This window comes from Dyadobacter sp. SRI_021, from assembly GCF_057586235.1.
Genome location: NZ_JBYCZM010000015.1, coordinates 21,505 through 47,894 on the forward strand (window position 1 = coordinate 21,505; position 26,390 = coordinate 47,894).

Below are 26,390 nucleotides of genomic sequence, written 5' to 3' on the forward strand. Positions count from 1 at the left end.
CAGCCGTGCCTTTGTAGCATCAAATCCGGTCAATCAACTCCTTTACTTTCCGGACTTCGCGGCCAGCCAAATGATCAGCGATAGCTGCCGCATGCTCGCGGCCGTTTTCTATAAATACCTTTTCTGTAAATACTCCTGCGAGTACAGTCCCGCACAAATACAACCCTGCCACATTTGTCTCAAATGTTTCCTTATCGTACTCCGGCACCTTAGTAACCGGATCGAGCGTCACGCCGCAACGCGCGAGTAAATGCTCATCGGGCAGATAACCTACCAATAGAAAAACGAAATCGGCCGGTAGCCATTCCTGTTCGCCCGTTTCGAGATTTTCGATCAAAAGACGTCCCGGCTCGATCGCCCGCGTCACCGAATTGAAACGTGTGTGGATCTTTCCTTCCTTCACCCTGTTCTTCACATCCGGTACCAGCCAGTACTTCACTTTTGTGCGGAAGTCGGCGTCCTTATGCACGATCGTCACTTTCGCGTCATGGCGATACAGCTCCAAAGCAGCCTCCACCGAGGAATTGGACCCACCCACCAGCACGACATTGGTGTAAGAGTATTTAAACGGCTCATCATAATAATGTGAAACATGCGGCAGGTTCTCTCCCGGCACATTCAACATACGCGGCACATCGAAATAGCCCGTCGCCAGGACCACATTTTTGGATTGAAATACCTGACCATCATTCGAATAAGTCAGAAAAGTGCCGTCTGCCTGCTTTTCAGTCCGATCCACATCCACAAAAAGCCTGAAGTTCAAGTGATAATACCCCGCTACCTTCCGATAATACTGTAAAGCCTCATTGCGGTTTGCCTTTACGTCCGAAATCGCAAAAGGAATGCCGCCTATCTCGATATTTTCGGCGGTAGAGAAAAACTTCATCCGTCGCGGATACCGGCGAATGGATTCGGTGAGGTTGCCTTTTTCGAGGATCAGGTAGTCGAGACCGCTTTTGGCCAGCTCTATACCCATTGCGAGGCCACAAGGGCCACCGCCGATAATGATTGCGTCGTAAATGTGCATTGTATGGTCTGTCGGCCTTTTGCTTGCGGCCGCCCTTAGTCTTTTAACCCTCTAATTTAGCTATTGGTTTCTGAACTTTGTAAATTAGCTAACTGTTCAGAAAGTCTGATAATACCACTTTTTAGCTTGGAAAACGCGGCCGGGGACTTTACGGAGAAACTGAATGAATGGGGCAAAAACAAAACCCCGTTCTTTTTTTTGGTGGACTACCAATTCCAAAAACCGCTTGCCTGGAAGCTCGATGACGTCGATCCGAACGAGATCCTCTTCAATTTGAATGGTTTTACCAACGACGTTACCGGGTTCAGCGACGATCTTCCCGAGCATATTCAGTTCGATAAACATCCGCTCGCTTTTAAAGATTACCAGCCCAAATTCGACTGTGTACTGCGTCATTTGAATGCCGGCAACTCGTTCCTCGTCAATCTTTCAGTACCGACGCCAGTTGACACCAACCTCACGCTGGAACAGATATTCCGGCACAGTGAAGCGCCTTACCGGCTCTTGTTCAAAAACCGGTTCGTTTGCTTCTCTCCGGAAATTTTCGTGCGCATCCAGGGCAATCGCATTGCTTCGTTCCCAATGAAAGGCACTATCAACGCCTCGGTACCCCATGCGGAGCAAGTCATACTTTCCGATTACAAGGAAGCTGCCGAGCATGCTACGATCGTGGATTTGATTAGAAACGACTTGAGTATGGTGGCCGAAAAGGTGTGGGTGGAGCGCTATCGCTATATTGATCGCATTCAGGCTTCTGATAAAACCCTTTTGCAGGTTAGTTCTGAAATTGCAGGCATATTACCGGCAGGTTTCGATGGCCAATATGGCGATCTTTTGAAAAAGCTGCTACCTGCCGGCTCCATTACCGGCGCGCCGAAACCGCGTACGCTGGCAATCATTCAGGAGGCCGAAGAATATAACCGTGGTTATTACACCGGCGTAATGGGATATTTTGATGGGGAAAACTTTGAAAGCGCGGTAATGATCCGTTTTATCGAAGAACAGGGACAACAACTGGTTTTCAAAAGCGGCGGCGGAATAACGGCATTGAGCAATGCAAAAAGTGAGTACCAGGAAGTAATTGACAAAGTTTATCTCCCATTTAGCCACACCCCGCATGCTGTGCTTTGAAACCATTTGCGTCGAAAACCGGCAATTGAAAAACCTGTCGTACCACGAAGCACGCCTGAACAAAACCCGCCGGGAATTATGGGGTTACGATGATAACTGGAATTTAGCGGAATTGCTTCATATTCCCGATCTCATCGACGACACAATGTACAAATGCCGCATTGCCTACAATAAAACGGTCGACAATGTTAGGTGGGAACCTTACTCCCGCCGTATAATCCGCAAAATCAGACGGGTTTATCACGATGAAATCGACTACCGGTACAAATACGATGACCGCGATACCCTGAATACGCTCTATGCGCAACGCGGGGACGCAGACGAAATATTAATCATCAGGAAAGGACTGGTAACCGACTCAAACTTTTGCAATGTCGCATTCCTCGACGGCACTCGCTGGCTCACGCCCGCGAGTCCGCTCCTGCCCGGCACCCAACGTGCGTTGCTGCTCGACCAGGGCATTATTGAAACTGCGGACATCCATGAAAGCGACCTCGGATCATTCAGCCAGATACGGCTTTTCAATGCAATGGTCGACTGGGCGCACGCCGCCGCGCTTGATGTTTCGTTGATTGCTTGACCACAAATTCCGAACTTGCGCCCGAATTAAAGCATTGAACCAATGACCTCCCTTTTTGAGGAAGAAATCACCTTATTTGCCGATCTGATCCTTCCGGTACCGATTCCGAACCTGTTTACATACCGGGTCCCGCGGGAAATGGCCTCGCTGATCAGGGTCGGGGCGAGAGTAATCGTGCAATTTGGTCAGAAAAGGGTCATTACGGCCGTGGTGGCCCAGCTGCATTCCAATCCTCCTGTGAAATACCAGGCAAAGTATATCCTGGAATTGCTCGACGAACAGCCTATCGTTACCCAGCAACAACTCGAACTTTTCGCCTGGGTGGCTGAATATTACTTGTGCAATATCGGTGAGGTGATGAATGTGGCGTTACCCGCGGGGTTGAAAATTACCAGCCAGTCGAGAATTCAGTTAAATCCTGAATTTGAACACGAAGAGCTCCTGACTGACCAGGAGATTCTTGTTATCGAAGAAATCAAAAAGCACCAGACGCTTTCCTACGAAGAAGTGGAAAGGCTTTTGCAAAAATCCAATATAACCTCGATTATCAAATCGCTGGTCGGGAAACGGGCGGTGATTTTGTATGAAGAAGTAAAAGAGCGCTATAAGCCGAAAGTCGTCAAGAAAATCAGGCTGACGGCTGCCTATACGACCAATGAAGCGCTTTCAAAGCTGGCTGCGGACCTCGACAAAACGCCCAAACAGCAGGAAATCCTATTAAAATACCTCAGTTTCATTCCGGTTTACAACAATCCGGATTTGAATTACAAGGGTTTGGATAAATCGGTGTTCAGCCAGGACGATACCATTTCGGATGCTTCCCTGAATACGCTTATAAAAAAAGGCATTTTCGAACAGTTCGAAATATTCGTTTCGCGTTTCGACGATATTCCTACGGGTAATATGGGCACCATTACGCTCACTGAAACACAGAAAGAAGCTTCACGGCAAATACATGAACTGTTCCTCGAAAAAGAAGTGGTGCTCCTGCATGGCATTACCGGCAGCGGCAAAACCGAAGTTTACATTGAGCTGATCAAACAGGCTCTTGAAAGCGGGTCGCAGGTATTGTTCCTGCTTCCTGAAATCGCGTTGACGACGCAGATTGTGGTCCGGCTCCGGAAAGTTTTCGGCGATGTAATGGGGATTTACCATTCCAAATTCTCAGATAATGAGCGGGTAGAAGTTTGGAAAGGCATTCTGGATGGCAAGTTTCAATTTGTAGTCGGCGTGCGCTCTGCCATTTTCCTGCCATTCGATAACCTCGGTTTAATTATCGTGGACGAAGAGCACGAAACTTCTTACAAGCAGCACGATCCCGCACCGCGTTACAATGCGCGCGACGTGGCCGTGATCATGTCGTACATGCACAAGGGTAAAACGCTGCTCGGCTCGGCGACACCTTCACTGGAAAGCTATTTCCACGCACAAAGTGGTCGGTACGGGCTGGTAGAAATGAAACAACGGTTCGGGAATGCCGCACTACCGCGCTTTGAACTAATCGATACCAAAAAGGAAAAGCGCCAGAAGCAGATGAAGAACGAGTTTTCTTCCGTGTTGCTCAGCCATTTGGAATACAATCTTAAAAATAAGGAGCAGACCATTCTCTTCCAGAACCGCCGCGGTTACTCGCCCTATTTGCAATGCGAGGAATGCAACTGGATTTCGGAATGCGCCAACTGCGACGTGAGCCTCACCTACCACATGAAGGCGCGCGAGCTGCGCTGCCATTATTGCGGTCATAAGGAGGAAGTGCCGCGGACTTGCCCGCATTGCGGCTCGCCCAAAGTCAAAACGATGGGATATGGAACAGAAAAAATCGAAGAGGAAATCAATGTGATGTACCCGGAGGCCCGCGTGCAGCGCATGGACCTCGATACAACGCGTGCAAAAAACGCCTATCAGCAAATCATCTCGGATTTTGAAGAGGGAGGCATTGACATATTGGTAGGAACGCAGATGGTCAGTAAAGGCCTCGACTTCGACAATGTGAGCGTGGTGGGCATTTTCGATGCCGACCGTATTATCCACTTCCCCGAGTTCCGCGCTTCGGAACGGGCATTCCAGATGCTTACGCAGGTGAGCGGGCGCGCAGGGAGGCGCGCGGACAAGCCCGGGAAGGTTTTGATACAAACGGCTAACCCGTCGCAGCCGTTGCTCGAAAAGATCATCAATAATGACTACCAGGGAATGTATGAGACCGAAATTGCGGAGCGCGAGCGGTTCAGTTATCCGCCATTTACACGGCTCATTAAGGTTACTGTAAAGCATATCGACGAGGGTACCGCCGCGAGGGCCGCGAAAGCGCTGGCCGAAAAATTGACCGCGCATTTGGGGGCCAGCCGGGTTCTGGGGCCGCAGCCGCCGCTGGTCGAAAGAGTAAGAAATCAGTTTTTGTTCGATATTCTCATCAAACTTGAACGAGAAAAGATTAATTTTAAGGCGGCAAAGTCATTTATACAGGAAAAAGTAATTGACACTCTGACTGACAAGACGCTAAAAAGCATCCAGGTCGTGATCGACGTGGATTGTTTATAAAAACATCATTTACTGCACATTAACTTTATGTCTTCCAAAAAAACCAGAATTGTTGCAACCGTAGGCCCTGCCTCGGAATCGAAAGAAACATTATATGCATTGGCCAAAGCAGGAGTGAACGTATTCCGGCTCAACTTCTCCCACGGCACCCACGCCGACCACCTGCAAAGACTTACCAACATCCGCGAGATCAACGAAGAGCACGGCCTGAACCTCGCTATTCTGCAAGACTTGCAAGGGCCTAAAATCCGTATTGGTCTGGTGGCTGAAAAAGACGGTGTTCTGATCGAACCTGGCAAAAAACTCATCCTTTCCAACACTGAAGTACTCGGTACCGCCGAGAAAGTGAGCACGCCTTACGACGGAATGTACAATGATGTGAAGATCGGTGACCGCGTGTTGATGGATGATGGTAAACTGGAAGTACTGGTAACAGGTATTGAAGGTACGGATGTGATTACCGAGGTTATTTATGGAGGCTACCTAAAATCAAAAAAAGGCGTTAACCTGCCTAATACAAAGGTTTCGATGCCTTCGGTAACGCCAAAAGACTACGAGGACCTGGACTTCGGGCTGGAAAACAATGTAGAATGGATCGCATTGTCGTTCGTACGCACGGCTGAGGAAATCGCAAAAGTGAAAGAATACATCGCCAACAAAGGCAAACAAGCCCGCGTTGTAGCGAAAATCGAGAAGCCTGAGGCTATTCTGAATATCGACGAGATCATCGAAGCAACGGACGCTATCATGGTAGCACGCGGTGACCTCGGGGTTGAACTTCCTGCCGAAGAGGTTCCGATGATCCAGAAAATGATCGTTGAGAAATGTAACCGTGCCGGCAAGCCTGTAATCGTGGCTACGCAGATGCTGGAATCCATGATCGAGAGCCCGCGCGCAACCCGCGCCGAGCTGAACGACGTGGCGAACTCAGTACTCGACGGTGCGGACGCCGTAATGCTTTCAGCTGAAACTGCTTCCGGTAAGTACCCGATTCTGGCCGTAGAAAGCATGAGCCGCACCATTGAAAAAGTAGAAGCCAGCACGAATAGCATCTATTTCAGACATCACGCAGCCGTTAACGACGCACCTGGTGCATATAAACTGAATGACAACGTGGTAATGAGCGCATGCCGTCTCGCACGTGACACACAAGCTGCGGCGATCATCGGCATTACCCGTTCGGGCTACACTTCTTTCCGCCTGTCGCACCACCGCCCAAAAGCCAACTTACTGATCTTCACATCCAACAGAATGCTGATGAACCAGCTGGCATTGTACTGGGGTACGAAGGTCTTCTATTACGACCGCGACCAGGGCGTTTCAACCGACGACCTCATCGAGGACATCAAAACTTTTCTCGTTGAAAAAGGCGAATTGCAGAAAGGCGACGTGTTCATCAACACATTGAGCATGCCGGTTTCAAGACAGCGCAAGACGAATACGGTGAAGTTGAGCGTGGTGGAGTAAACATTGCGGACATTCATATCGCAAGGGCGACGGGATTTGATTCCGTCGCCCTTTGTTTTTCCCGATGGCTCATCGAGCCTGTTATGTTGTACATCGTTTTGAATATCAGCAGAAATTTTTTGTATATTGGGTTATGAGCTAAACGATTCAACCTATGATAGCTTCACCAAAACCTGGCTTCGACATTCCTGAAAGTGCATTGGAAAAAAGCATTCCGACATCGCTCATCCGTGAGATTATCGATGGGAAGCCTTATTACTATAAAGGCTACCAGGAAGTGCTTGCGGGCAATGTCAATGAAGAGGGTGTCATGGGTTGCAGTAGTTTACAGTCATTCATCGTCAGTTATCTGGTACGTGTTCTTCTTCGTTCGATTGACGAAAGCAGATGTCTCGTAGCTACTAATGAACCCGGTCTCCACGTCGATAAAAGAAACAATCTGGCTTCTGACATTCTGGTTTTTGACTATAATGTATTGACAATCGATCAGATCAATCTGAATTACGCACGAGTTCCTCCCGTAATATCCGTCGAAGTGGACACGCGGATTGAGTTGGAAGACGTCACCGAGAGCAAGTATGTGGCATTGAAAACGATGAAGCTCCTCGAATTCGGTGTAGAGAAAGTTATTTGGTTTTTTACTGAAACAAAACAAATCATGATCGCCACGCCCGGTAACTGGACAACGTTCGGCTGGGATCATGAGGTTGTGTTAATGCCCGGCGCGCTATGTAATGTGGGCCAGTTTCTTCGCAGTAAAGGTTCAAGATTCGCCTAGCAACCTCCTTTTCCAGCACTGATAATCAAGCATGAACCGTCACATTTCCAGTGTCGGTTTTTTATTTTTTCATTATAACTAATAAAATAGTTTTAAAACTAATTAAATAGTCATATATTTGAATTACCCATTACTTATAACCCATTTTAAAGAAAGAAACATTATGGAAATGCGTAACCTGACGAGGGCAGAGGAAGAGGTCATGAGAATTCTCTGGCAACTGAAAAAGGCTTTTGTGAAAGACATTCTGGCGGAAATGCCCGAGCCCAAACCAGCCTACAACACCGTATCTACTATCATCCGTATTCTCGAAAAGAAAGAGGTGGTAGGCTACAACGCGTACGGGAAAACACACGAATACTACCCGCTCATTTCGGAAGAAGAATATAAGCGGCACGAAATGAAGCAGTTGATGGTCAACTACTTCGACAATTCGCTACCCAACCTGGTTTCCTTTTTTGTGAAGGATAACGATCTGAATACCAAAGATCTGGATGAGATCATGAAGCTGATCAACCAACACAAAAACGACCAGTAAACCGTCTGTTAGCCATGGAAAATTTCATATACATCGGCAAGGTTAGCCTTTATTGGGTGTTGCTATATTTCTGTTACTGGTCGATGCTTCGCAAGCATACATTCTTCCAATGGAACCGCTGGTACCTGCTGGGCTCGCTGCTTATCGCGTTCGCGTTGCCGGAGATCATTTATCCGGCCTCGGCGCCCGAACTGCCTGTGATATACGAAGTGAATGCTTCGGCATTCTCGGTGATCAGTAAGGCACGCGAAGAGCCGGAAGCGTGGACGTGGATGCAAGTCCTGACGGTGATCTACATCGCGGGGTTGACTATCACCGCTACGCAACTGGCCAGGAACATCGTCCAGCTGGAGCAATACCTACGTTCGGGCGAGCGCATTAAGTTGGAAGATTGCACGGTGATCCTGATCGACTCCAACCAGGTAGGCTCCTTTTCATTCCTGAAATGGATCGTCATCAACCGCAACGACTATGAAAACCATTTCGATGCCATTTTGCGGCATGAAATGGTGCATACCGAACAGCGGCATAGCCTCGATATTCTTTTGATTGAAATCATAAGGACCGTTTTCTGGTTCAACCCGGTGCTGCTGTTGTACAAGCGGTCACTGCAAGAAATTCACGAGTACCTGGCCGATGCGCAAGCCCCGAACCGTGATTATTACGCTCAGTTCCTCGTCGCGTATGCGCTTAATGCGCCTGTTGCCTCGCTGACCAATCACTTTTTCAAACCATCTCAATTAAAAAACCGTATTCAGATGATCTATAAGAACCGCACATCCAAATGGATGCTGGGCACCTACGTGGTTGCCGCAACGATGATCGGAACCAGCGCATTGCTTGTGGCCGGCTGCGAGAGTCAGGTTTCAAAGGAAAATGAGGCAATAAAATCGGGGGAACGTTTGGAAGCCAGCCCCGTTTTGGAGGCCGTCGAAGTTGCACCGGAGTACCCGGGTGGAAATGCTGAAATGTTCAAGTTTTTGGCCCGGAATATCAAGTATCCCACGCGAGCTTCCAAAGCTGATGTAGGAGGCAAGGTATTCGTCAGCTTCGTGGTAACTTCTACCGGTGATATTGAAGATGTAAAAATTCTGAAAGGCATCGGCTATGGCTGCGATGAAGAAGCGGCCCGCGTCGTTTCTAAATTTCCCAAATGGACACCTGGCAAACAAGACGGGAAAGCAGTCAGTACGAAATTCACAGTGCCTATCAACTTCATGCTAGCGGAAATAGGCGACGATACGACTGTCGGCGCCGACAAAGCGAAAGAGACAACAGTTGTCGGATTCAAACCTGCCGCACAACCAGTTATTCAAAAACCGAAAGAGGGAACCATACTGCAAGGTGAAACTTTCGAAGCACAACCCGAAATGCGCACAGGCGATAAATTTGAGTCAAAAATACAGATCCGTGGGCGGGAGGAATCAACTCGCGCCGGCAGCCAGCCTTTGTACATACTGAACGGTGAAGCATTGGAAGATGGCAGCCTGATCAAAACAATGGATCCCAATACCATCGAAAGTATCAACGTACTCAAAGCCCCTGAATCGACGAAAATTTATGGCTCTCGTGGTGCGAACGGTGTCGTTTCGATCATCACCAAAAGCAAATAACAAGCGTAACGCTGCCCTGCATGGAAACACTCCTCTATCTGGCAAAAGTCAATGCATACTGGCTGCTATTTTATGCCTGCTATTGGCTTTTACTTCGAAAACATACCTTTTTTTACTGGAACCGCTTCTATCTGCTGGGCACGTTACTGATCGCATTTGCATTGCCTGCCATCCATTTTGCGGAGCCGGTCACGACAATCCACGTCCCGGAGACCGTCTACCAGAAGGCAACGATCTCCGTTGCCGTAATCGCCGATCAAACACCTGAAAAACGGATTGACCTATGGCGCTGGATTTTCGGGCTGTATGCAACCGGCGTATTGATCCTGGCCTGTAAATTCATTTCGAATCTTTTCAGGCTTTTCAAAATGGCCAGTCGGAACGAAAGGATCGAAATGGGCAACTATTCATTGGTGATGTTGCCCGAAAACACCGGTAGTCGGAACGGGAGCTCATTTTCATTCTTTCGCTGGCTCTTTTTAAGTCCTCATAACTACCGCCATAATTCCGACACGATCATCCGGCACGAGTATGAGCATATCCGGCAATGGCACACCGCAGATATCCTTTTGATCGAACTGCTGAAAATAGGTTTCTGGATTAACCCCGTTGTCTGGCTCTACAAGCGCTCTATGGAAACCGTCCACGAATACCTGGCCGACGAGTCGGTGCCAAACCGGAACGGTTACGCCTCATTCCTGGTCGCCTACGCGATGCGCAGCCCTGACATTACGATTGCCAACCATTTTTTCAATGCATCATTGCTAAAACGCCGGATTCAGATGATTTACAAACAACGCAGTTCGAGATGGCTACTGGCCAAATACTTGATGATCCTGCCGGCAGCCGCATGTTCGGTTAGCATCTCAGCCTCCCGGTCGCCGCTGCAGGCTATCGATCGGCTTAAAACGGAGGCTGAAAAGACGATACGTGTAAGAGGACTCATCGTGGACGAAACCGACGGACCGGTCGAAGATGCAACCATCATCATAGCCGGAACCACCCGTGGCACAACTACTGATCACAATGGCCGGTTTGAGCTGCAAAATGTACCCGCCAATTCCAGGCTCGTTATCACACACGTTGCATATGAAACACAGGAATTTAAGTTGACGGATAATAATCAGGAGCTCGGAGTGATCGTCAAAAAGGCTGTAAATCAAATTACCGGCCCGGTAGTTGTCGGTCAACCGATCACCGACGGCGATACGGCTGCTACTTCTTCGCCGGTCAGCGATAATATGAAAATAGCTGAGCAACGGCCCTCATTTCCTGGCGGTAACGAGGCATTGATGCGATACCTTCTTCAAAACCTGCAATATCCGGAAGCTGCTCGCAAAACGAACGTGGAAGCGATCGCACTGGTGTCTTTTACTGTGGATAAAAATGGCGATATCCGCAATGCGAAAAGTCTGAAAAACATTGGTTACGGCATCGATAAGGAAGCATTGCGCGTCGTAAATGAAATGCCGAAATGGAGTCCCGCAGTACAGAACGGCAAGCCGGTTGAAATGGAATATACTTTGGAAGTCAATTTTAAGCTGGACAAAGAGGATCAGGACAAACGGCAGGGGTTTCTGAATTTTGGCTCTAAAAACCTCCTTGCTACTCCCACAATGGAAGAAATCGGTTCTTTTCTCCATGGAACGCTCAACTTGTCTAAATCCGGAAGAGTTCCGGATATTGCCTATGGCTGGTCATGGAATCTTCTTCCGAGAACACCTTCGATGAACGCTACCGACGACGAACAGGCCGGCAAATACCGACATCTCAATTACAGCGACCCAGACCTGAAAATCAAGAAGGCTGTTTGGAAGTATCAAAAACCAATTGAACCCTGACTTACCTGTTTTCTTGTCCTAAATCCGGATATTTGGAAGAATAATTAACTTATTCTTCCGATTCATGTCAATCCTGAAAGCCGCTATCATCGGCGGCGGGCACATTGCCGACCAAAACCACCTTCCGGCATTAGCCCTATTGCCCGATCGCGTCAAGGTCGTATCGATATGCAGCCGTGACATCCATAAAGCCCAGACCCTGGCCGACAAGCACGGTGTGCCGTTTGCGTACGACAACCCCGACGAAATGTACCGCAGTGAAGGCAAGCCGGATATTGTGATCAATTGCACGGCCAATAACCTGCATTACCCGTTTACCATGCAGGCGCTTGAAAATGGCTGTCATGTATTTTGTGAAAAGCCGCCGGCCATGCATGCCCGCGAGGCGCGCGAAATGGCCGATCTGGCTCAAAAGAAGGGATTAACCCTGGCCTACAACTTCCAGCGCCGTCATGCGCCGGAATATTCGACGCTGAGAAATTATCATGCACTCGGCAACCTGGGTGATATTTACCACATCAAGGCCAGCTATCTGCGTCGCCGTGGCATTCCGGGCTGGGGTAATTTCACCAACAAAACGATCCAGGGGGGCGGCGCATTGATCGACCTAGGCGTCCATATTCTCGATTTAGCCCTTGGCCTGACAGGCTACCAGCTTCCCACGCGCATTGTAGCCAATACGTACGATTTCATCGGTAAAACCGGTGGAAAAGGCCTGAAAGGCGCCTGGAACCCTGCTACATTCGAAGTGGAGGATGCCTGCTTTGCACATCTGTCATTTCCCGGCAATGTCAGCATTGCGCTATCTACCTCATTTGCTCTGAATATGGAGCAGGAGGAGACGATCAATCTGGAAGTTTTCGGGACAAAAGGCGGTGCCAAATTATTTCCGCTGTCGGTATACACCGAAATCGCCGGCGAGCTGGCCGATATCCGCTTCCCACATTTGGGTGCTATCGACACTCAATTGCGGAACACCCTCGCATTCATGGATCTCTGCGACGGCAAACCTGCCAACATTTGCGACGGAGCGCAAGGAGCTATCCTGCAATCCATCGTGGAGCAAATCTATCAAAGCGCTGCTAACCATTAGAAATAGCAAAAGGGTTTGAAGATCAAAACCTTCAAACCCTTTCCATTCTCCTCTCTCCCTCCTCCTTTCTCCCTAAAAATCTATTTAGCCGTAGCCATTACCATCTTGATATCGTTCTTGGCCCCGATTTCGAGCACGTCCACGAGATCCTGCACGGCGAGGTTCTTATCTACCCGCAGCACCACCGTTCGTTCTTCCACACCGGCAAAAATACTTTGCAATTGCGTTTCCAGATTATCAAAAGGAACAGGCTCTTTATCAATAAAATAGGCCTTATGCTCATCGACCGAGAGCGTAATCTGTTTTTTGTACATCTGTTGCGTCGCCGATGCTTTGGGCAGCATCAGTTTGATTACGTTCGGATTGGACATCGTGGAGATGATCAAAAAGAACAGCAACAGGAAGAACATGATATCGTTGAGCGAGTGCGTGAACACCTCCGGGGCAAACCGGCTCTTCCGACGTATTTTCATATCTATAATGAGGTTTAAACCGGGCAACTTTGAAACCCTGCCTGGTTATCAATAGCTATTTTGCAGCAACCGGCTTTGAAAGCACATCCAGGAAGTCGGATGCGGCCATTTGCAGGCGCAATGCAAAACGGTCGATTTTCATGTTCAGCAAGTGGTAACCCGCGTAGGCGATCAGACCAATGATCAGACCCGAACCGGAAGTGATCATTTTCTCATACATACCCCCTGCGATAGTGCTGATATTAAAGTCGTTGGAGATCGAAATATCGTAAAAAATACGGATGATACCGGAAATCGTACCCACGAACCCGAGCATCGGCGCGATACCCGCGATCACCCCCAGGTAAGGCAGATTTCCTTCCATACGCTGGATCTCGATCTGGCTGGCATTTTCAATCGTTGTTTCAATGTCTTTGATCGGGTAACCAATGCGGCCGATCGCCCTTTCCAGAATGCGGCCGGCGGCGTTACGCTGGTTTCTGCAAAGCGACTCCGCCGATTTCAAATTTCCCTGTTGAATAAAATCCTTCACATTGTCGACAAATTGCGGCTCGATCTTACCATTGGCGCCGATACCCAGGAAACGTTCGATAATGAGGAATAGCGTCGCCAGGAACAACAATCCCAGTGGCAACATTACCCACCCCCCTTTGGCGAGCAAATCGATTACAGAAAGGCCCTGCTCAGCGACGGGTGCAGCCGCAGTAGAGTCAGTAAGTGCTTGCAGAAGCATCATATCAGAAATAAAAAGTGAATGGTTAAGCGAATGAAACAGAGGTCGATTCTATTCAAAAACAATTTTGATCTTAAACGGAGCAAAAAGCCCCTTATTGTTTAAAGGGCAAATATAGGAAAATTACTCTTCGGGCGGGGATAAGAGGCTGCTTACATTCTCGATACCATCATAAAGATCGGCCATTTGCAGCGCAGCACCGATTGTTTGAATCGTAATTGATTCGCTAAGGGAGAATGCGTCGTCGGCTAATATCCATTGATTATCGGGCATCCGGCGGAAAACCTGCGCGTAGGGTTTGCGGGAATCTACCAACACATATTCCTGTAAAGTTTCAATGTCACGATACAATTTGAATTTCTCACCTCGGTCGTACTCACTCGTGGAAAGAGAAAGGATTTCGATGATCACTGATGGATTGGTGATTGTAATGCGATCCAGTTTTGAAAATTTGTTCGGCCCGCAGACGATAACAATGTCAGGATAGGTGTAAAGCGAATTGGCCGGAATGTGAATCCGTTGATCACTTGAAGAACTTCGGCACGATTTCCCCTTTTTCAGAACCGAATAGAGTTCCCCAACTATATTCTCCTTCACACGATTGTGATTCGGTGTAGCTCCGGCCATTTTGATAATCTGCCCCTGAAAATACTCGCTCTTTTCAAACGCGTCGTTTTCAATGCGGAGATATTCCTCTTCTGAATACATGGTCGGTTGTGAAATTGCTAATGCCTGTGCTGCCATGGTATAGTGTGCCTTTTTTCTCAAATATACTTTTAATGTCCCACACTAAGTACTGATTTAAAGTGCGATTATCCTGCGGCGGCAACGATGTTTTAGGAAAATGTGTCTCACCGGTTAGCTAAAACCTTCCGGACCGTTTTGATGAAGCATCTTCATCATCTTCATATTGTCAGCAGTCGGCGTCCAAAGCTGCATCGACTGCGGGCCGCAAGCGGAACTGTCCGCAAGAATCTATTTTGGAGAAGATTCCCTGATATTAGATTCGATTTACGCTCTGAATGCGGTGAGCCAGGAGGCCATCAGGCAGCAAACAGACAACTTTACACCCCAACATTACTACTCCATCTCTCTACCCATTTCACTCGTTTCCGACACCACTACTTACGTGTTCCAGTTTTCCGAACGCACCGATACACTTGCTATCTACTATCAACGCGTATTCCGATACAAAGGAGGCTGCGGTTTTATCACCGATGCGCAAGAGCCAACCACGGTCAACAAATACTATTCCACTTTCACTGAAACGAATATTTACTTCGACCCCTATGTTAACCCCGGCCCGCAACCCTGGTTAAATGCTGAACCCGGTGCAGGAATCACAATACGGATCAAGCCATGAAACGATTTTCAATATTAATGATCTTTGTAAGCGTGTCGTTCGTTTCGCAAGCGCAGGACACGCTAGTCAAAAGATCTTCCTACATGGGCCTCGACGTAATCAATAGCGTGCCCTCATTCATTTTTTCAAACAAGTATTACATCCGCAATACTTTCATTGCAGAACCCTATTACCTGCTCGATTTGAAGAAGCCCGGCCGGCGCTTGTACTTTGGAGCAGGTTTTGCCAGTGGCGACACGCGACAATACAACGACTTCAATCCTTCGCAGGCATTCAAAGGCACATATCTGCGCGCCGCATATGAGGTGAGGCGAATGCGCAGTACGCGCAGGATCCTCTACGCCGGCTATGGTCCGGTCATTTCCATTGCTGGGTATAAAGGGAGCTACCGCTTTAAGGGCCCCACATTCGGTGATTATGAAGGCCGGTTCAAGGAAACAAACAATGTCGCATTGGGATTCGAAGGTTATTTCGGGTTTGATTTCAACCTGGCAAGCAACTGGCTCCTGCGTTTAACCTTCAGAAATGTAATGGGGCGGCGGACAAAGGCAGATACTTATGTTCAGTACTTCCCCGGGTTTGGTTACACCCCTGAGGGATTCAATAACCGATTTCTCTATTCCGGTGGATTATCGCTACAAATTCATTATAAAATCCGCTAACGGGAGGCAGGATCATTCAATAATTCGATCGTTTCTGTGCATTCATCATTACCTTTGTGCGCAAACACCATTTCAACCGGTTTGTTCGTTTTTGATATCGTGAGAAATTCTGCAAAACAATGGATATCCCTCAGCCTGCTTGGCCTTCTGCTGGTCAAAGTATGGGTGATTCCGTTGTTGTACCTCGATTTTGAGATCCGGCGCGAATACATCGTTGCGAATCTCTGCGAAAACAGGAACCGGCCGCAAATGCATTGCGATGGTAAATGCTACCTCGCCAAACGCATTGCCGCGCTGGATGAACAGGAAAAACGCCAGGCCGAAAAAACTTATATGTCGCGACTGATCGACCAGGTAATGGACCAGCGTGCGGATTTTTCCTTTGCGCAACAACCCGTTGTCGTCGAACTGCTGCCACAGGCGGTTTTCTCTCTTACCTCTTCCTTCACACCCCGCATTGCGGCGGACGATATTTTTCATCCCCCGCTCATCTGATTTAGCATAAAATCACCCCGTTTACAGTTCTATCATTAGCTGGAACAAATTCTGTTTGCCATTTTGCCGGCTTAAAGCACGCCTATGGGCTGTGTGCAAACTTCATTTTACAAAAACTACATGATGAAAAGAACATTTTCATGGCTGTCTGCCTGGGCACTGGCCTCGGGGTTACTGATGTTTTCCTGCTCTTTCCCGGACGAAGACGACGATACCGATCCGATTGAAACCGGCACCATTCAGCTGCAATTCGATAACATCGTAGGTGACAAGGATTTGCAGCTCGACAGCACACGATATATAAATGCGGTGGGCGAGGATTTCACAGTCAGCAAGCTCAACTACTACATTTCAAATATCAAACTCATCAAATTGGATGGCAGCATATTCGCGGTGCCTCAGGATTCGAGCTACTTCCTGATCCGCGAGGCGAATAAGGAGTCGCAAAAACTTACGATCCGGAATGTGCTGACTGGTGATTATACCGGCATCGAGTTTATGGTAGGAGTCGATAGCGTACGTAGCGTAATGGAACCGGATTCGCCTGGGCGAAAGGGTATTCTCGACATATATACAGGCCCTACCAATGAAGAGGCCATGTACTGGGACTGGAACCCGGGCTACATTTTCCTGAAACTGGAAGGTTCTTCCGATTCCGCAACGACTGCCAATGGCAAGTACTACTACCACATTGGTTTTTTCGGGGGCAGAACGGAAAAGACCATCAACAATCTCAGGACTGTCAAACTGGCTTTCCCTGGCCAAAAGGCAATCGTTACGACAAGCATTGTCTCCAATGTGCTGATCCAGGCCGATATTCAGAAAATTTTCAATGGTTCCACACAGTTGAGCATCAAAAAAAGCTCATCACTGATGTTTACCGATTCTTCGAAGTATGTCGCCGACAATTATGCCGGAATGTTTAATGTCAAGGAAATAAAGATCAACTAAACAGCGCGCTAACAAACAAAATGAGGAAGGTTACGGGCATATTGGTTTTTTTGGCGGCGCTGCTGGCGTTGGCTGTTTCTTGCAAAAAAAGCAGCACCGACGAGCCGGGACCTAAGCCAACAGACAATACGCCTACGCCACTGCAATGGACAAAGCCTTCCTATTTCCCTGATCCGGTTTATGATTTATCTAAAAATCCACTGACCGTCGAAGGCGTCGAATTGGGAAAATTCCTGTTTTACGATGGCATCCTTTCACGGACCGACAATATCGGCTGCGGGACGTGCCACCAGCAACAGGCTGCATTTACGCACCATGGCCACGACCTCAGCCACGGCGTGGATGATAAGATCGGCACGCGTAATGCGCCGTCGGTGCAGAATATGGCCTGGAATACTTCATTCTTTTGGGATGGCGGCGTACATGATATGGATATGGTGCCGCCGGTACCCATTCAAAATAAGGTGGAGATGGACGAGCGGGTCGGTAATGTGATTGAGAAGTTGAAAAAAACGCCGGTAACGGGTGCCGCCAAGCAGGTGGATTATCCCAAAATGTTCAAAGCGGCGTTCGGTAGCGATAGCATTACCGCCGACCGGATGATGAAGGCGCTGTCGCAGTTTATGATGACCATGGTTTCGGCTACGTCCCGGTACGATTATTTCCTAAAAGGCGACGCTTCCGCGCTCACCGCGCAGGAGAAGGATGGTTTATCTGTTTTTAAACAAAAATGTGCTTCCTGCCACGCCGGTGAGCTTTTTACGGATCAGAAATTCAGAAACAATGGACTGGTACCCAACCGGATCAACGACCAGGGCAGGTATGCCATTACTTTGAATGACGGCGACCGGCTGAAATTCAAGGTACCGAGCCTGCGGAATGTGGGCCTGACCGCGCCTTACATGCACGACGGCCGTTTTACAACGCTGGAACAGGTACTCGATCATTACGCGAACGACAAACCCGGCAACAAGGATAGTATTTATGTTTCGCCCACATTAGACCCATTGCTGAATATAGCGGGCCAAAAACGCGGGATTAGCCTGACAAGCGCCGAAAAGCAATCGATTATCGCATTTCTGAAAACACTGAATGACGATGATTTCATCAAAGACAAACGTTTTTCCGATCCCGGCGTAGGGACATCGTTTTAAATGTATTTCGGCCGTCGGCTATCGGCTTTCGAACTTTCGTTTGGACAAAAAAGCCGACAGCCGAAAGCCGAAAGCCGAAGTAAAATATGCGCTCCGTTATAGCCTACATACTGCTCGCAGCTATTATGCTACCCACGCTCAGTCCGTGGGGAACGATCGCCTATTTTAAACTGAACCGGGAATACATCGCCAAGGTACTTTGCGAAAACCGAAAACGTCCCGAGCTGCATTGCGACGGCAAATGTTACCTGGCGAAAAAGCTCAAACAGCAAAAGGAAAAGCAGGACAAGGAGACTTCGGAGAAAGTTCACAACATCCCAGTCATCCAACTATTTACCCCACAACCCTATTCTTACAACTTTGAACCGGGGACCACAGAATTCCGGGAACCGGTTCGTTTCTTCCACCAGTTACTTTTTTACTCTGCGCCAATCGGCAAATTGCTGCGCCCGCCCAGGAGATCAAATTCATGATACCTAACTGAATTTTAATCTCTTAAGCCATTATAATGAACCTGAAAATATTTTTACAGGCGCTATTCCTGTATGTATGCGCGCACGCGGCTGTCGCGCAGGGCATCGAAGGCAGTGTATTCGATACCCAGACCAAAGAGCCCATTCCCGGAGCCACGGTGCAGATCGTCTCGGCCAACCTCGGTACCACCACTGACAACAACGGCCATTTTGCATTCAACAGTCCGGTTTCCAATGCAATACTCCGCATTTCCAGCATCGGGTTCTCTGCCAGAGAAGTCCAGATCGAAAATGGTAAAAGCGTTAAGATCGGGCTTGACGCGGCTGCGGAAAACCTGCAATCGGTCGTTGTGACGGGCAACCGCGAGGCAACTTTGCGTACCGAGAGCCCCATCGCTATTTCCAAACTGACCCCACGGATGATCGACGAGGCCAAACCTACGGCCATGTACGAAATCGTGAACAAAGTACCCGGCGTGATGATGGTGAACCTCGGCAACGAGCAGCATTCGATGGCGATCCGCCAGCCATTTACCACCAATGCCTATTTCCTTTACATGGAAGACGGCGTGCCGATCCGGCCGATGGGCGTTTTCAACCATAACTCCATTCTGGAATTCAACCAGTTTGCAATCAGCTCGGTGGAAGTGGTGAAAGGCCCCGTTTCCTCTATATACGGCCCGGAAGCCGTGGGTGGTGCGATCAACTTTATCACGCAGCGACCTACGATATTACCGACTGCCAAAATCGGCGTGCAGGCTGATCAATGGGGCTATAAGCGCATTCAGTATGGCGCGGGCGGCATGATCGGGAAATTCGGCGTTTACGTGGGCGGATTCGTCGCCAATCAGCGCGACGCTTGGATGAAAAGCTCGGATTATGACAAAAACGCGATCAATGCACGGCTGGAATATCATTTCACACCGTCGACGCGCCTGATTTACACGCTGGCTTACAGCAAATATGATTCGCAAACGAGCGGCAGCGTGGACAGCCTTGCATTTTATTCCCGCCAGTATGTGAGTACTACCGACTTTACCTACCGTAAAGTGAGCTCGCTGCGCAGCCGGCTTACCCTTGAAAAAGATTGGAAAAATGGCTCACAGACATTCGTGACCGCTTTTGCAAGAAAAAATGAACACGGCCAGAACCCGAATTACGGCATTCGCTGGACCTCCGGGCAAACAACAGCCAGGGGCGAAATCAATTCGAGCGACTTCAAAAGCATTGGCATACTCGCCCAGCACAGCCAGCGGTTTAGGTTCCTTAATTCCAAACTGATCACAGGTGCCGTTTTCGATTTCTCACCATCCAACTACTGGTCCTATCAGATCGACCTGGCAGCCCAACTGCGCCCGGACGGAAAGTCGGTGGAGAAATATACCATCGTACAAGAGCGGCCGGACATTCGAAATGCGGATTATGATGCGGATATCAAGAACACAGCGGCATACACACAATATGATTTCGAACTCTTGCCGAAACTTCGTGTATCGGCAGGGGTACGCTATGACCGGATGTCGTTTACCTACGCCAATTTCCTCGATAATACTTCGGGCAGCAAATCGTACAGTAAGGTTACGCCAAAAATCGGGGCTACTTATGATTTAGGTAAAGGAAAAGGGATTTATGCCAATTATTCGAGAGGGTTTTCTCCTCCTGGACTGACGTCGGTGTTCCGCAAACGTACCATACCGGTGGAAAACGGTGATTTGTTCTACTACAATCTGAAACCAGCTGAATTCAACAATGCAGAAATCGGCGGCTGGGCATCCCTGGTCGATAACAAGGTTTACATCGACCTGGCATTCTACCAAATGAATGGCCGCAACGAGCTGCTGAATGTGCGGCTGCCGGACAACTCGTACGATTACCAATCGGCCGGAAAGACTTTGCACCGCGGCGCGGAATTCGGAGTAACCTACAAACCGACGAAGGAGTTTTTCCTCCGTTTTGGCGGTACTACGGCCATTCACAGGTACGAGGAGTTCATTTTGAGCAACCGCGAGTCCGACGCCGTGAAGAATGTCAATGGCAAGGATATGCCTTCCTCGCCGCGCTGGCTTTGGAACACAGAGTTCAGCTATTATCCCAAATGGTTTAAAAATCTCCGGTCGTCGGTGGAATGGCAGCATGTGGCTTCCTATTATCAGAATCAGATCAATTCCGTCCGATACGAAGGTTATGACATCCTGAATCTGAGACTGGGATATAACTGGAAAGGCATTGAGCTCTTCACGAATGTGCTCAACCTGACCGATGTGCTTTACGCCACCAATGCAACCCGCGGCAACAACGCTACCGACCGCACGACTTACAATGCTGCGGCACCGCGTACATTCGTTTTCGGCGTGCAATACACTTTCACCGGCAAAAAATAACAGGTTATGATCGAGGATATTGCTATTCAACCCAAAGAGTCATTCAAGGCAAAGGCCGAAAAGACGATCCGCAGAAACATCTATCGCTGGCACCGGATATTGGGGCTGCTGGCACTTGTTCCCACTATTTTCTGGACCGCATCGGGCGTCATGCACCCGTTCATGTCGCATTGGTTCAAAACCACCATTGCCCATGAGTTTTACAAAGCCGAACCAGTGGCGCCCGCCGACGTAACATTACAGCTCGGGCAGGTTTTAACCCAAAACAAAATCGCGGAATTCAAAAATTTCCGGCTGATCAAATTTGACGGGAATGCATGGTACCAGGTGAAGGGCGTCGATAATAAATTGAGGTATTTCAGCACCACCAACGGCTCTGAACTCCCTGACGGCGACCAGAAATATGCCGAACACATGGCACGCTCCATGCTTGGCGAGCCGAAATCGAAGATTATTTCCAGCACGTTGCTGACCGAATTTACCGATCAATACAAGTATGTGAACCGGTTTCTGCCCGTGTGGAAAATCAGTTTCGACGACAGCCGGAAGATGGATATTTATGTCGAAACCGGCCAGAGCCGCTTTGCTACATTTAACGATAGCGGGCGTAAAGCGTTCATCTGGATATTCAGCACGTTTCATAACTGGGGTTTTATGGACATGATCACCAACAATACCATCCGCATTACGGTAATGGTGACTTTCCTGAGCCTCATTATTCTTTCGGCAGTCGCAGGAGTGCTGGTGTATGGGTTAATGTGGAAAAAGTTCAAAACCGGCCGTTCGGGCAACCAGCGGGGCATTCTACGTAAGTACCACCGTTCGATCGGCATCTGGTGCAGCATTTTCACATTCACGTTCGCATTCTCGGGCGCCTACCACGCCATCCAGAAACTCGATCCCGACCAGCGGCAGAAATATGTGTACGACCCGGTCATCAAAACGGAGGAAATAGCCCAGGCGTCGATGATCGATCTCAAAGGCGTTACCAACATCGGGCTGATCAAATGGGGAGAGAACATTTTCTGGCAAACCGTTCGAAAGGATTGGGAAACCGACAAAACAGTGGTGGATTACACTAACATCCAAGATGGTAAAAAGCTGGAAGACGGCAATATCCGTTTCGCGAAATACCTTGCGCGCAAGTTCGCCGCGCAGGAGGAGCGCAACGCCGAAAGTTGCTGCGACCTGATGGAAGCCCAGATTTCTTCGCCCATTTCGGATGCAGAAGTAGATAAAGCTTCACTCGTAACCAGTTTCGCCGGTGAATATGGTTTTGTGAACAAACGGCTGCCGGTGGTAAAACTGGCCTACGATACACCCGATCATACGACGTATTATATCGAAACCACTACCAGTCGCCTTTCAACGAAAGTGGAAGATCGCGATCGCCGTGAAGGTTTCAGCTTCGCATTCCTGCACAAATACAGCGGGCTGGACTTCCTCGGCAAGAATGTGCGCGACGGTGTGATGACGGCCGCGGCTGCAAGTGTTTTGGTGGTGAGTGTGCTGGGGTTACTGGTGTTTTTGAAGATTAAATAAACGACCCGCCTTTCACGAACTCAACTATTAAACCTTCATTAAAACCAAGGATTTTTGCGATTCGCATTGTTTCTTTGCAGGAAATTCAGTCGCAGTCAATACAGTAACATATGCAAAGCGGAGAAAAGAATGCACAGCCCTGGTTGGGTAAAATGCAGGAAAAATGGGGATTGGAAACAACCAGGCAGGTTTTATTGGTACTTGCAGTTTTCAGTTTGTCGGGTTCGTCGGTCGTATGGCTCCGCAAAGGGCTCTTTTATTTGCTGGGGTATGACGACACGACGCCAATGTGGCTCAAAACGATTACCTACATTCTGTTCATTTTCCCGACTTACCAAAGCTTGCTGCTGTTGTACGGTTTTCTCTTAGGCCAGTTCTCATTTTTCTGGGAAAAGGAAAAGAAAATGTTCCGCTGGATCGCCGCCAAATTCAAGAAATAAGCGCAATACAAAGTAACCCCAAAGGGCGGGCAAGTGGTAATCAGCCATTGCTCGCCCTTTTTTCATGATATTACTACCTCAAATAGAACAAATTCTACTCGAAGATTTTACCCACCCCATTGCTAATGTCTGCGGAATGAGTGACTTTGCAATTGAATGCAATTTGAAGTCACAAACGTTTCACACATCACATCTTATCAACAAAATCTCTACAACATGAATTTTGACATTATCAAAGCGCAGATCTGGACGCTGGCGACACTCTATGGCGGCAAAATTTTGCTCGCTCTGCTGGCATTTATCATCGGCCGTTTCATTGTGGGCAAAATCAGCACGATGCTCAGCAATGTAATGGAAAAACGCAAGGTCGACCGTGACGTACAGCCGTTCCTGAGCTCACTAATCGTCGTTTTGCTCAATGTAATGCTGCTATTGAGTATTGCAGGCATTGTAGGCATCGAAACTTCCTCATTCGTTGCGGTACTCGGTGCGGCCGGTTTGGCAGTAGGTTTGGCATTGCAAGGCAGCCTGGCCAATTTTGCGGGAGGGGTGCTGATCCTCATCTTCAAGCCTTACCGCGTCGGTGATCTCATTAATGCCCAGGGATTTACCGGAACGGTAGAAGGTGTGCAGATTTTCAATACTATCCTGGTAACACCGGATAACAAGACCATTATCCTCCCGAACGGCGCATTATCGACCTCGCCGATCACTAATATCTCAGGAAAAGGCAAGATCCGCGTCGATATGGTGTTCGCTGCGGGAAGCCAGAATGGAGTCGATAAGATTAGAGCATCGGTACAAAAGGTAGTCGACGCCTGCCCTACCGCATTGAAAGATGTGCAGCATGATATCCTGGTAACCAAGCTTACCGAAAACGCCATTTTCTTCGATGTACGTGTATGGACGCCCAGCGCGACCTACTGGGAAACTTATTACGACGTACACGAGGGCATCAGCCGCCAGTTCGCGATCGACGGCATTCAGGCACCCAAACCGGCCGAATTGAGTGTTGCGGTGAAGCAGTAACGAGTCCGAAGCGGAGCTTCGAACGAGCGGGAGCGGGAGCTTCGAACCAACCGAATATTGAGGAGTACAGGAGGTAACCTTCCCGTACTCCTCATTTTATTTATACCTTTGTGTTTTATTTCAAATTCAGGTTCAGATTCATAGATATTATTCCATGTTTGAAAACTTACAGGACAAGCTTAATAACGCCTTTCGCACACTAAAAGGAAAGGATCGCATATCAGATATAAATGTTGCCGCTACTACCAAGGAAGTCCGCAAAGCATTGGTCGATGCCGATGTAAACTTTAAAGTAGCCAAAGAAATTACCGACCGCATCCGCGAAAAGGCTATCGACAGAAAAATCCTGATTTCTGTTGAACCAGGGCAGATGTTCGTCAAAATCGTGCAGGAAGAGCTCACCGAATTGATGGGGGGCAATGCAGAGGGGATCAATATCAAAGGCGACCCGGCGGTAATCCTCATCGCAGGTTTGCAAGGTTCGGGTAAAACGACTTTCTCCGGAAAACTCGCCTCGTTGCTTAAAAAACAAGGTCGCCAGGTGCTTCTTACTGCCTGCGACGTGTACCGCCCCGCGGCGATCGACCAGCTGAAAGTGCTCGGTGAGCAGATCGGCGTAGAAGTGTACTCAGAGCCTGAGAACAAAAATGCAGTAAGCATTGCACAGAATGCGGTGGCTCACGCGAAAAAGTCCGGCAAGAAGATAGTGATCGTCGATACAGCGGGCCGTTTGGCGGTGGACGAGGTGATGATGAAGGAGGTGGAAGACATTAAAACTTCCGTAAAACCTTCCGAAATCCTCTTCGTGGTCGACTCGATGACGGGTCAGGATGCGGTGAACACGGCCAAGACCTTTAATGAAAGACTCGACTTCGACGGTGTCGTTCTAACCAAACTCGACGGTGATGCCCGCGGTGGTGCGGCGCTTTCGATCCGTCAGGTGGTGGAGAAACCGATCAAATACATCAGTACCGGGGAAAAAATGGAGGCGCTCGACTCCTTCTACCCCGATCGTATGGCAAGCCGGATCCTCGGCATGGGTGACGTGATCTCCCTCGTTGAGCGTGCGCAGCAAGCATTCGACGAAGACGAGGCGAAACGCATTAACGCCAAAATGCGTCAGAATAAATTCGATTTTGACGATTTCCTCGGCCAATTGCAGCAAATCAAGAAGATGGGTAATGTAAAAGACCTCATCGGAATGATCCCCGGAATGGGCTCGGCAATTAAGAACCTCGATATCGATAACGAATCGTTCAAGCCTATCGAGGCGATCATCCAGTCGATGACCAAAAAGGAGCGTGAAAACCCGGATATTATCGACGGAAGCCGTAAAAAACGCATTGCCAATGGTAGCGGCACCACCATTCTGCAAGTCAACAACCTGATCAAACAGTTTGATGAAATGCGGAAAATGATGAAAAAAATGAATACCATGCAGGCGGCAGGCAAACTTGGAAAAGCAATGCGCCGTTAATAAACACTCCTCGATGAAACGAGTTCTTTTTGTGCTGACGTTGATGCTGATCGCAAGTTTCGGAAAACTGCGGGCGCAGGCAACGGTGGGTTACTACCCTTGGAGCAGCCTGCTGACCGTCAGCACGAATGCGAAAAAGGCGATCTGGCTGGACACCCGCTTGCAAACCAATTCGCTGTTCAGCAGCCTGAGCATCGATTTGCTTCCGATGATTAACCTCAAAAGGGGCGAGGTAGCGCAATGGTACATCGGTGGTGGCCTCAGGCTAAATCCGTTGTATCGCATTGCGGATGCCGACGCAGACCTGATCACCATCGATGGCTACTCAGTGAACGTGGGTGTGCGCATTGCGCCGCTTCCGATGAATCGTCGCATTATGCTTGCATTGGAACTGAATCCGTATGTGAAGGACAAATTCGATAGCGGTGTGCTCAAAAGCCACTTCGGGATCGTGTATGCATTTGGTAAAAAGAAGAAAACAGACGCAGCGCCGGAACAGCCGGTAAGTCCCTAAAAAACGAATAAGAAATTTTGAATTAATAACAATTTCTTAGTCTGAAAATCCCTCAAATTCGGCGAATTAGCCGTTAATTTGAGGGATTTTTTATTAA

General features: G+C 48.6%; 25 protein-coding genes. 21 read left to right on the plus strand and 4 right to left on the minus strand.

Annotated elements, in window-relative coordinates:
* Positions 1–19 precede the first annotated feature (19 nt).
* Positions 20–1,027: a YpdA family putative bacillithiol disulfide reductase gene (locus tag AC2YIT_RS29250; RefSeq protein WP_430849833.1), complete on the minus strand. Its 1,008-nt coding sequence runs from the start codon at positions 1,025–1,027 to the stop codon at positions 20–22.
* A 126-nt stretch (positions 1,028–1,153) separates the two neighbouring features.
* On the opposite strand from AC2YIT_RS29250, the gene AC2YIT_RS29255 reads away from it, so the two are divergent.
* The 9 genes from AC2YIT_RS29255 to AC2YIT_RS29295 all read left to right on the plus strand — a co-directional run bounded on the left by AC2YIT_RS29255 (position 1,154) and on the right by AC2YIT_RS29295 (position 12,606).
* Positions 1,154–2,158: an aminodeoxychorismate synthase component I gene (locus tag AC2YIT_RS29255; RefSeq protein ID WP_487281531.1), complete on the plus strand. Its 1,005-nt coding sequence runs from the start codon at positions 1,154–1,156 to the stop codon at positions 2,156–2,158.
* Positions 2,145–2,738, plus strand: a complete 594-nt coding sequence (locus tag AC2YIT_RS29260; RefSeq protein ID WP_487281532.1) for an aminotransferase class IV — start codon at positions 2,145–2,147, stop codon at positions 2,736–2,738. The genes AC2YIT_RS29255 and AC2YIT_RS29260 overlap by 14 nt, the downstream gene beginning before the upstream one ends.
* A 42-nt stretch (positions 2,739–2,780) precedes the next feature.
* Entirely contained in the window at positions 2,781–5,276 is a 2,496-nt protein-coding gene (gene priA, locus AC2YIT_RS29265; RefSeq protein WP_430849839.1) for a replication restart helicase PriA, read from the plus strand.
* Positions 5,277–5,303: 27 nt separating this feature from the next.
* Positions 5,304–6,743 (plus strand): pyruvate kinase, encoded by a 1,440-nt coding sequence (gene pyk, locus AC2YIT_RS29270; protein ID WP_430849841.1) that lies wholly within the window; start codon positions 5,304–5,306, stop codon positions 6,741–6,743.
* A 154-nt stretch (positions 6,744–6,897) separates the two neighbouring features.
* On the plus strand, positions 6,898–7,521 hold the full coding sequence (locus tag AC2YIT_RS29275; RefSeq protein ID WP_487281533.1) for a Uma2 family endonuclease: 624 nt from the start codon (positions 6,898–6,900) through the stop codon (positions 7,519–7,521).
* Positions 7,522–7,684: 163 nt separating this feature from the next.
* Positions 7,685–8,059, plus strand: a complete 375-nt coding sequence (locus AC2YIT_RS29280) for a BlaI/MecI/CopY family transcriptional regulator (protein ID WP_430849845.1) — start codon at positions 7,685–7,687, stop codon at positions 8,057–8,059.
* A gap of 14 nt (positions 8,060–8,073) precedes the next feature.
* Positions 8,074–9,672 (plus strand): TonB family protein, encoded by a 1,599-nt coding sequence (locus AC2YIT_RS29285; protein WP_430849847.1) that lies wholly within the window; start codon positions 8,074–8,076, stop codon positions 9,670–9,672.
* 20 nt (positions 9,673–9,692) lie between these two features.
* Complete coding sequence (locus tag AC2YIT_RS29290) at positions 9,693–11,513, plus strand: TonB family protein (protein WP_487281534.1); 1,821 nt, start codon at positions 9,693–9,695, stop codon at positions 11,511–11,513.
* A 64-nt stretch (positions 11,514–11,577) separates the two neighbouring features.
* Positions 11,578–12,606: a Gfo/Idh/MocA family protein gene (locus tag AC2YIT_RS29295; RefSeq protein ID WP_430849851.1), complete on the plus strand. Its 1,029-nt coding sequence runs from the start codon at positions 11,578–11,580 to the stop codon at positions 12,604–12,606.
* A gap of 80 nt (positions 12,607–12,686) precedes the next feature.
* Here AC2YIT_RS29295 and AC2YIT_RS29300 read toward each other — a convergent pair whose 3' ends face one another.
* The 3 genes from AC2YIT_RS29300 to AC2YIT_RS29310 form a co-directional block, all read right to left on the minus strand.
* The gene (locus AC2YIT_RS29300; protein ID WP_106595503.1) at positions 12,687–13,079 is read right to left on the minus strand and encodes an ExbD/TolR family protein; all 393 of its coding nucleotides are present in this window, start codon (positions 13,077–13,079) and stop codon (positions 12,687–12,689) included.
* A 55-nt stretch (positions 13,080–13,134) separates the two neighbouring features.
* Positions 13,135–13,815, minus strand: coding sequence for a MotA/TolQ/ExbB proton channel family protein (locus AC2YIT_RS29305; RefSeq protein WP_019944977.1), 681 nt, complete (start codon positions 13,813–13,815; stop codon positions 13,135–13,137).
* Between the two features lie 120 nt (positions 13,816–13,935).
* Positions 13,936–14,580: a Uma2 family endonuclease gene (locus AC2YIT_RS29310; protein ID WP_430849854.1), complete on the minus strand. Its 645-nt coding sequence runs from the start codon at positions 14,578–14,580 to the stop codon at positions 13,936–13,938.
* Positions 14,581–14,722: 142 nt separating this feature from the next.
* On the opposite strand from AC2YIT_RS29310, the gene AC2YIT_RS29315 reads away from it, so the two are divergent.
* The 12 genes from AC2YIT_RS29315 to AC2YIT_RS29370 all read left to right on the plus strand — a co-directional run bounded on the left by AC2YIT_RS29315 (position 14,723) and on the right by AC2YIT_RS29370 (position 26,293).
* Positions 14,723–15,175, plus strand: coding sequence for a hypothetical protein (locus AC2YIT_RS29315; protein WP_487281535.1), 453 nt, complete (start codon positions 14,723–14,725; stop codon positions 15,173–15,175).
* A complete protein-coding gene (locus AC2YIT_RS29320; protein WP_430849858.1) occupies positions 15,172–15,837 on the plus strand; it encodes a hypothetical protein in 666 nt (221 codons plus the stop codon). Before AC2YIT_RS29315 ends, AC2YIT_RS29320 begins: the two co-directional genes overlap by 4 nt.
* Before the next feature lie 99 nt (positions 15,838–15,936).
* Positions 15,937–16,332: a hypothetical protein gene (locus tag AC2YIT_RS29325; RefSeq protein WP_430849860.1), complete on the plus strand. Its 396-nt coding sequence runs from the start codon at positions 15,937–15,939 to the stop codon at positions 16,330–16,332.
* Between the two features lie 120 nt (positions 16,333–16,452).
* The gene (locus AC2YIT_RS29330) at positions 16,453–17,283 is read left to right on the plus strand and encodes an MbnP family protein (protein WP_430849862.1); all 831 of its coding nucleotides are present in this window, start codon (positions 16,453–16,455) and stop codon (positions 17,281–17,283) included.
* Positions 17,284–17,303: 20 nt separating this feature from the next.
* Positions 17,304–18,437 carry a cytochrome-c peroxidase gene (locus AC2YIT_RS29335; RefSeq protein WP_487281536.1) on the plus strand — a complete coding sequence of 378 codons (1,134 nt, stop codon included), beginning with the start codon at positions 17,304–17,306 and terminating at the stop codon, positions 18,435–18,437.
* Between the two features lie 86 nt (positions 18,438–18,523).
* On the plus strand, positions 18,524–18,910 hold the full coding sequence (locus AC2YIT_RS29340; RefSeq protein WP_487281537.1) for a hypothetical protein: 387 nt from the start codon (positions 18,524–18,526) through the stop codon (positions 18,908–18,910).
* 35 nt (positions 18,911–18,945) lie between these two features.
* Positions 18,946–21,291, plus strand: a complete 2,346-nt coding sequence (locus AC2YIT_RS29345; RefSeq protein WP_487281538.1) for a TonB-dependent receptor — start codon at positions 18,946–18,948, stop codon at positions 21,289–21,291.
* Between the two features lie 6 nt (positions 21,292–21,297).
* Positions 21,298–22,833 carry a PepSY-associated TM helix domain-containing protein gene (locus AC2YIT_RS29350; RefSeq protein WP_487281539.1) on the plus strand — a complete coding sequence of 512 codons (1,536 nt, stop codon included), beginning with the start codon at positions 21,298–21,300 and terminating at the stop codon, positions 22,831–22,833.
* 110 nt (positions 22,834–22,943) lie between these two features.
* Positions 22,944–23,273, plus strand: coding sequence for a DUF6787 family protein (locus AC2YIT_RS29355; protein ID WP_019944969.1), 330 nt, complete (start codon positions 22,944–22,946; stop codon positions 23,271–23,273).
* Between the two features lie 216 nt (positions 23,274–23,489).
* Entirely contained in the window at positions 23,490–24,302 is an 813-nt protein-coding gene (locus tag AC2YIT_RS29360) for a mechanosensitive ion channel family protein (RefSeq protein WP_430849873.1), read from the plus strand.
* A gap of 154 nt (positions 24,303–24,456) precedes the next feature.
* Positions 24,457–25,779 (plus strand): signal recognition particle protein, encoded by a 1,323-nt coding sequence (gene ffh / locus AC2YIT_RS29365; RefSeq protein ID WP_106595514.1) that lies wholly within the window; start codon positions 24,457–24,459, stop codon positions 25,777–25,779.
* Between the two features lie 13 nt (positions 25,780–25,792).
* On the plus strand, positions 25,793–26,293 hold the full coding sequence (locus tag AC2YIT_RS29370) for a hypothetical protein (RefSeq protein WP_430849875.1): 501 nt from the start codon (positions 25,793–25,795) through the stop codon (positions 26,291–26,293).
* Positions 26,294–26,390 lie beyond the last annotated feature (97 nt).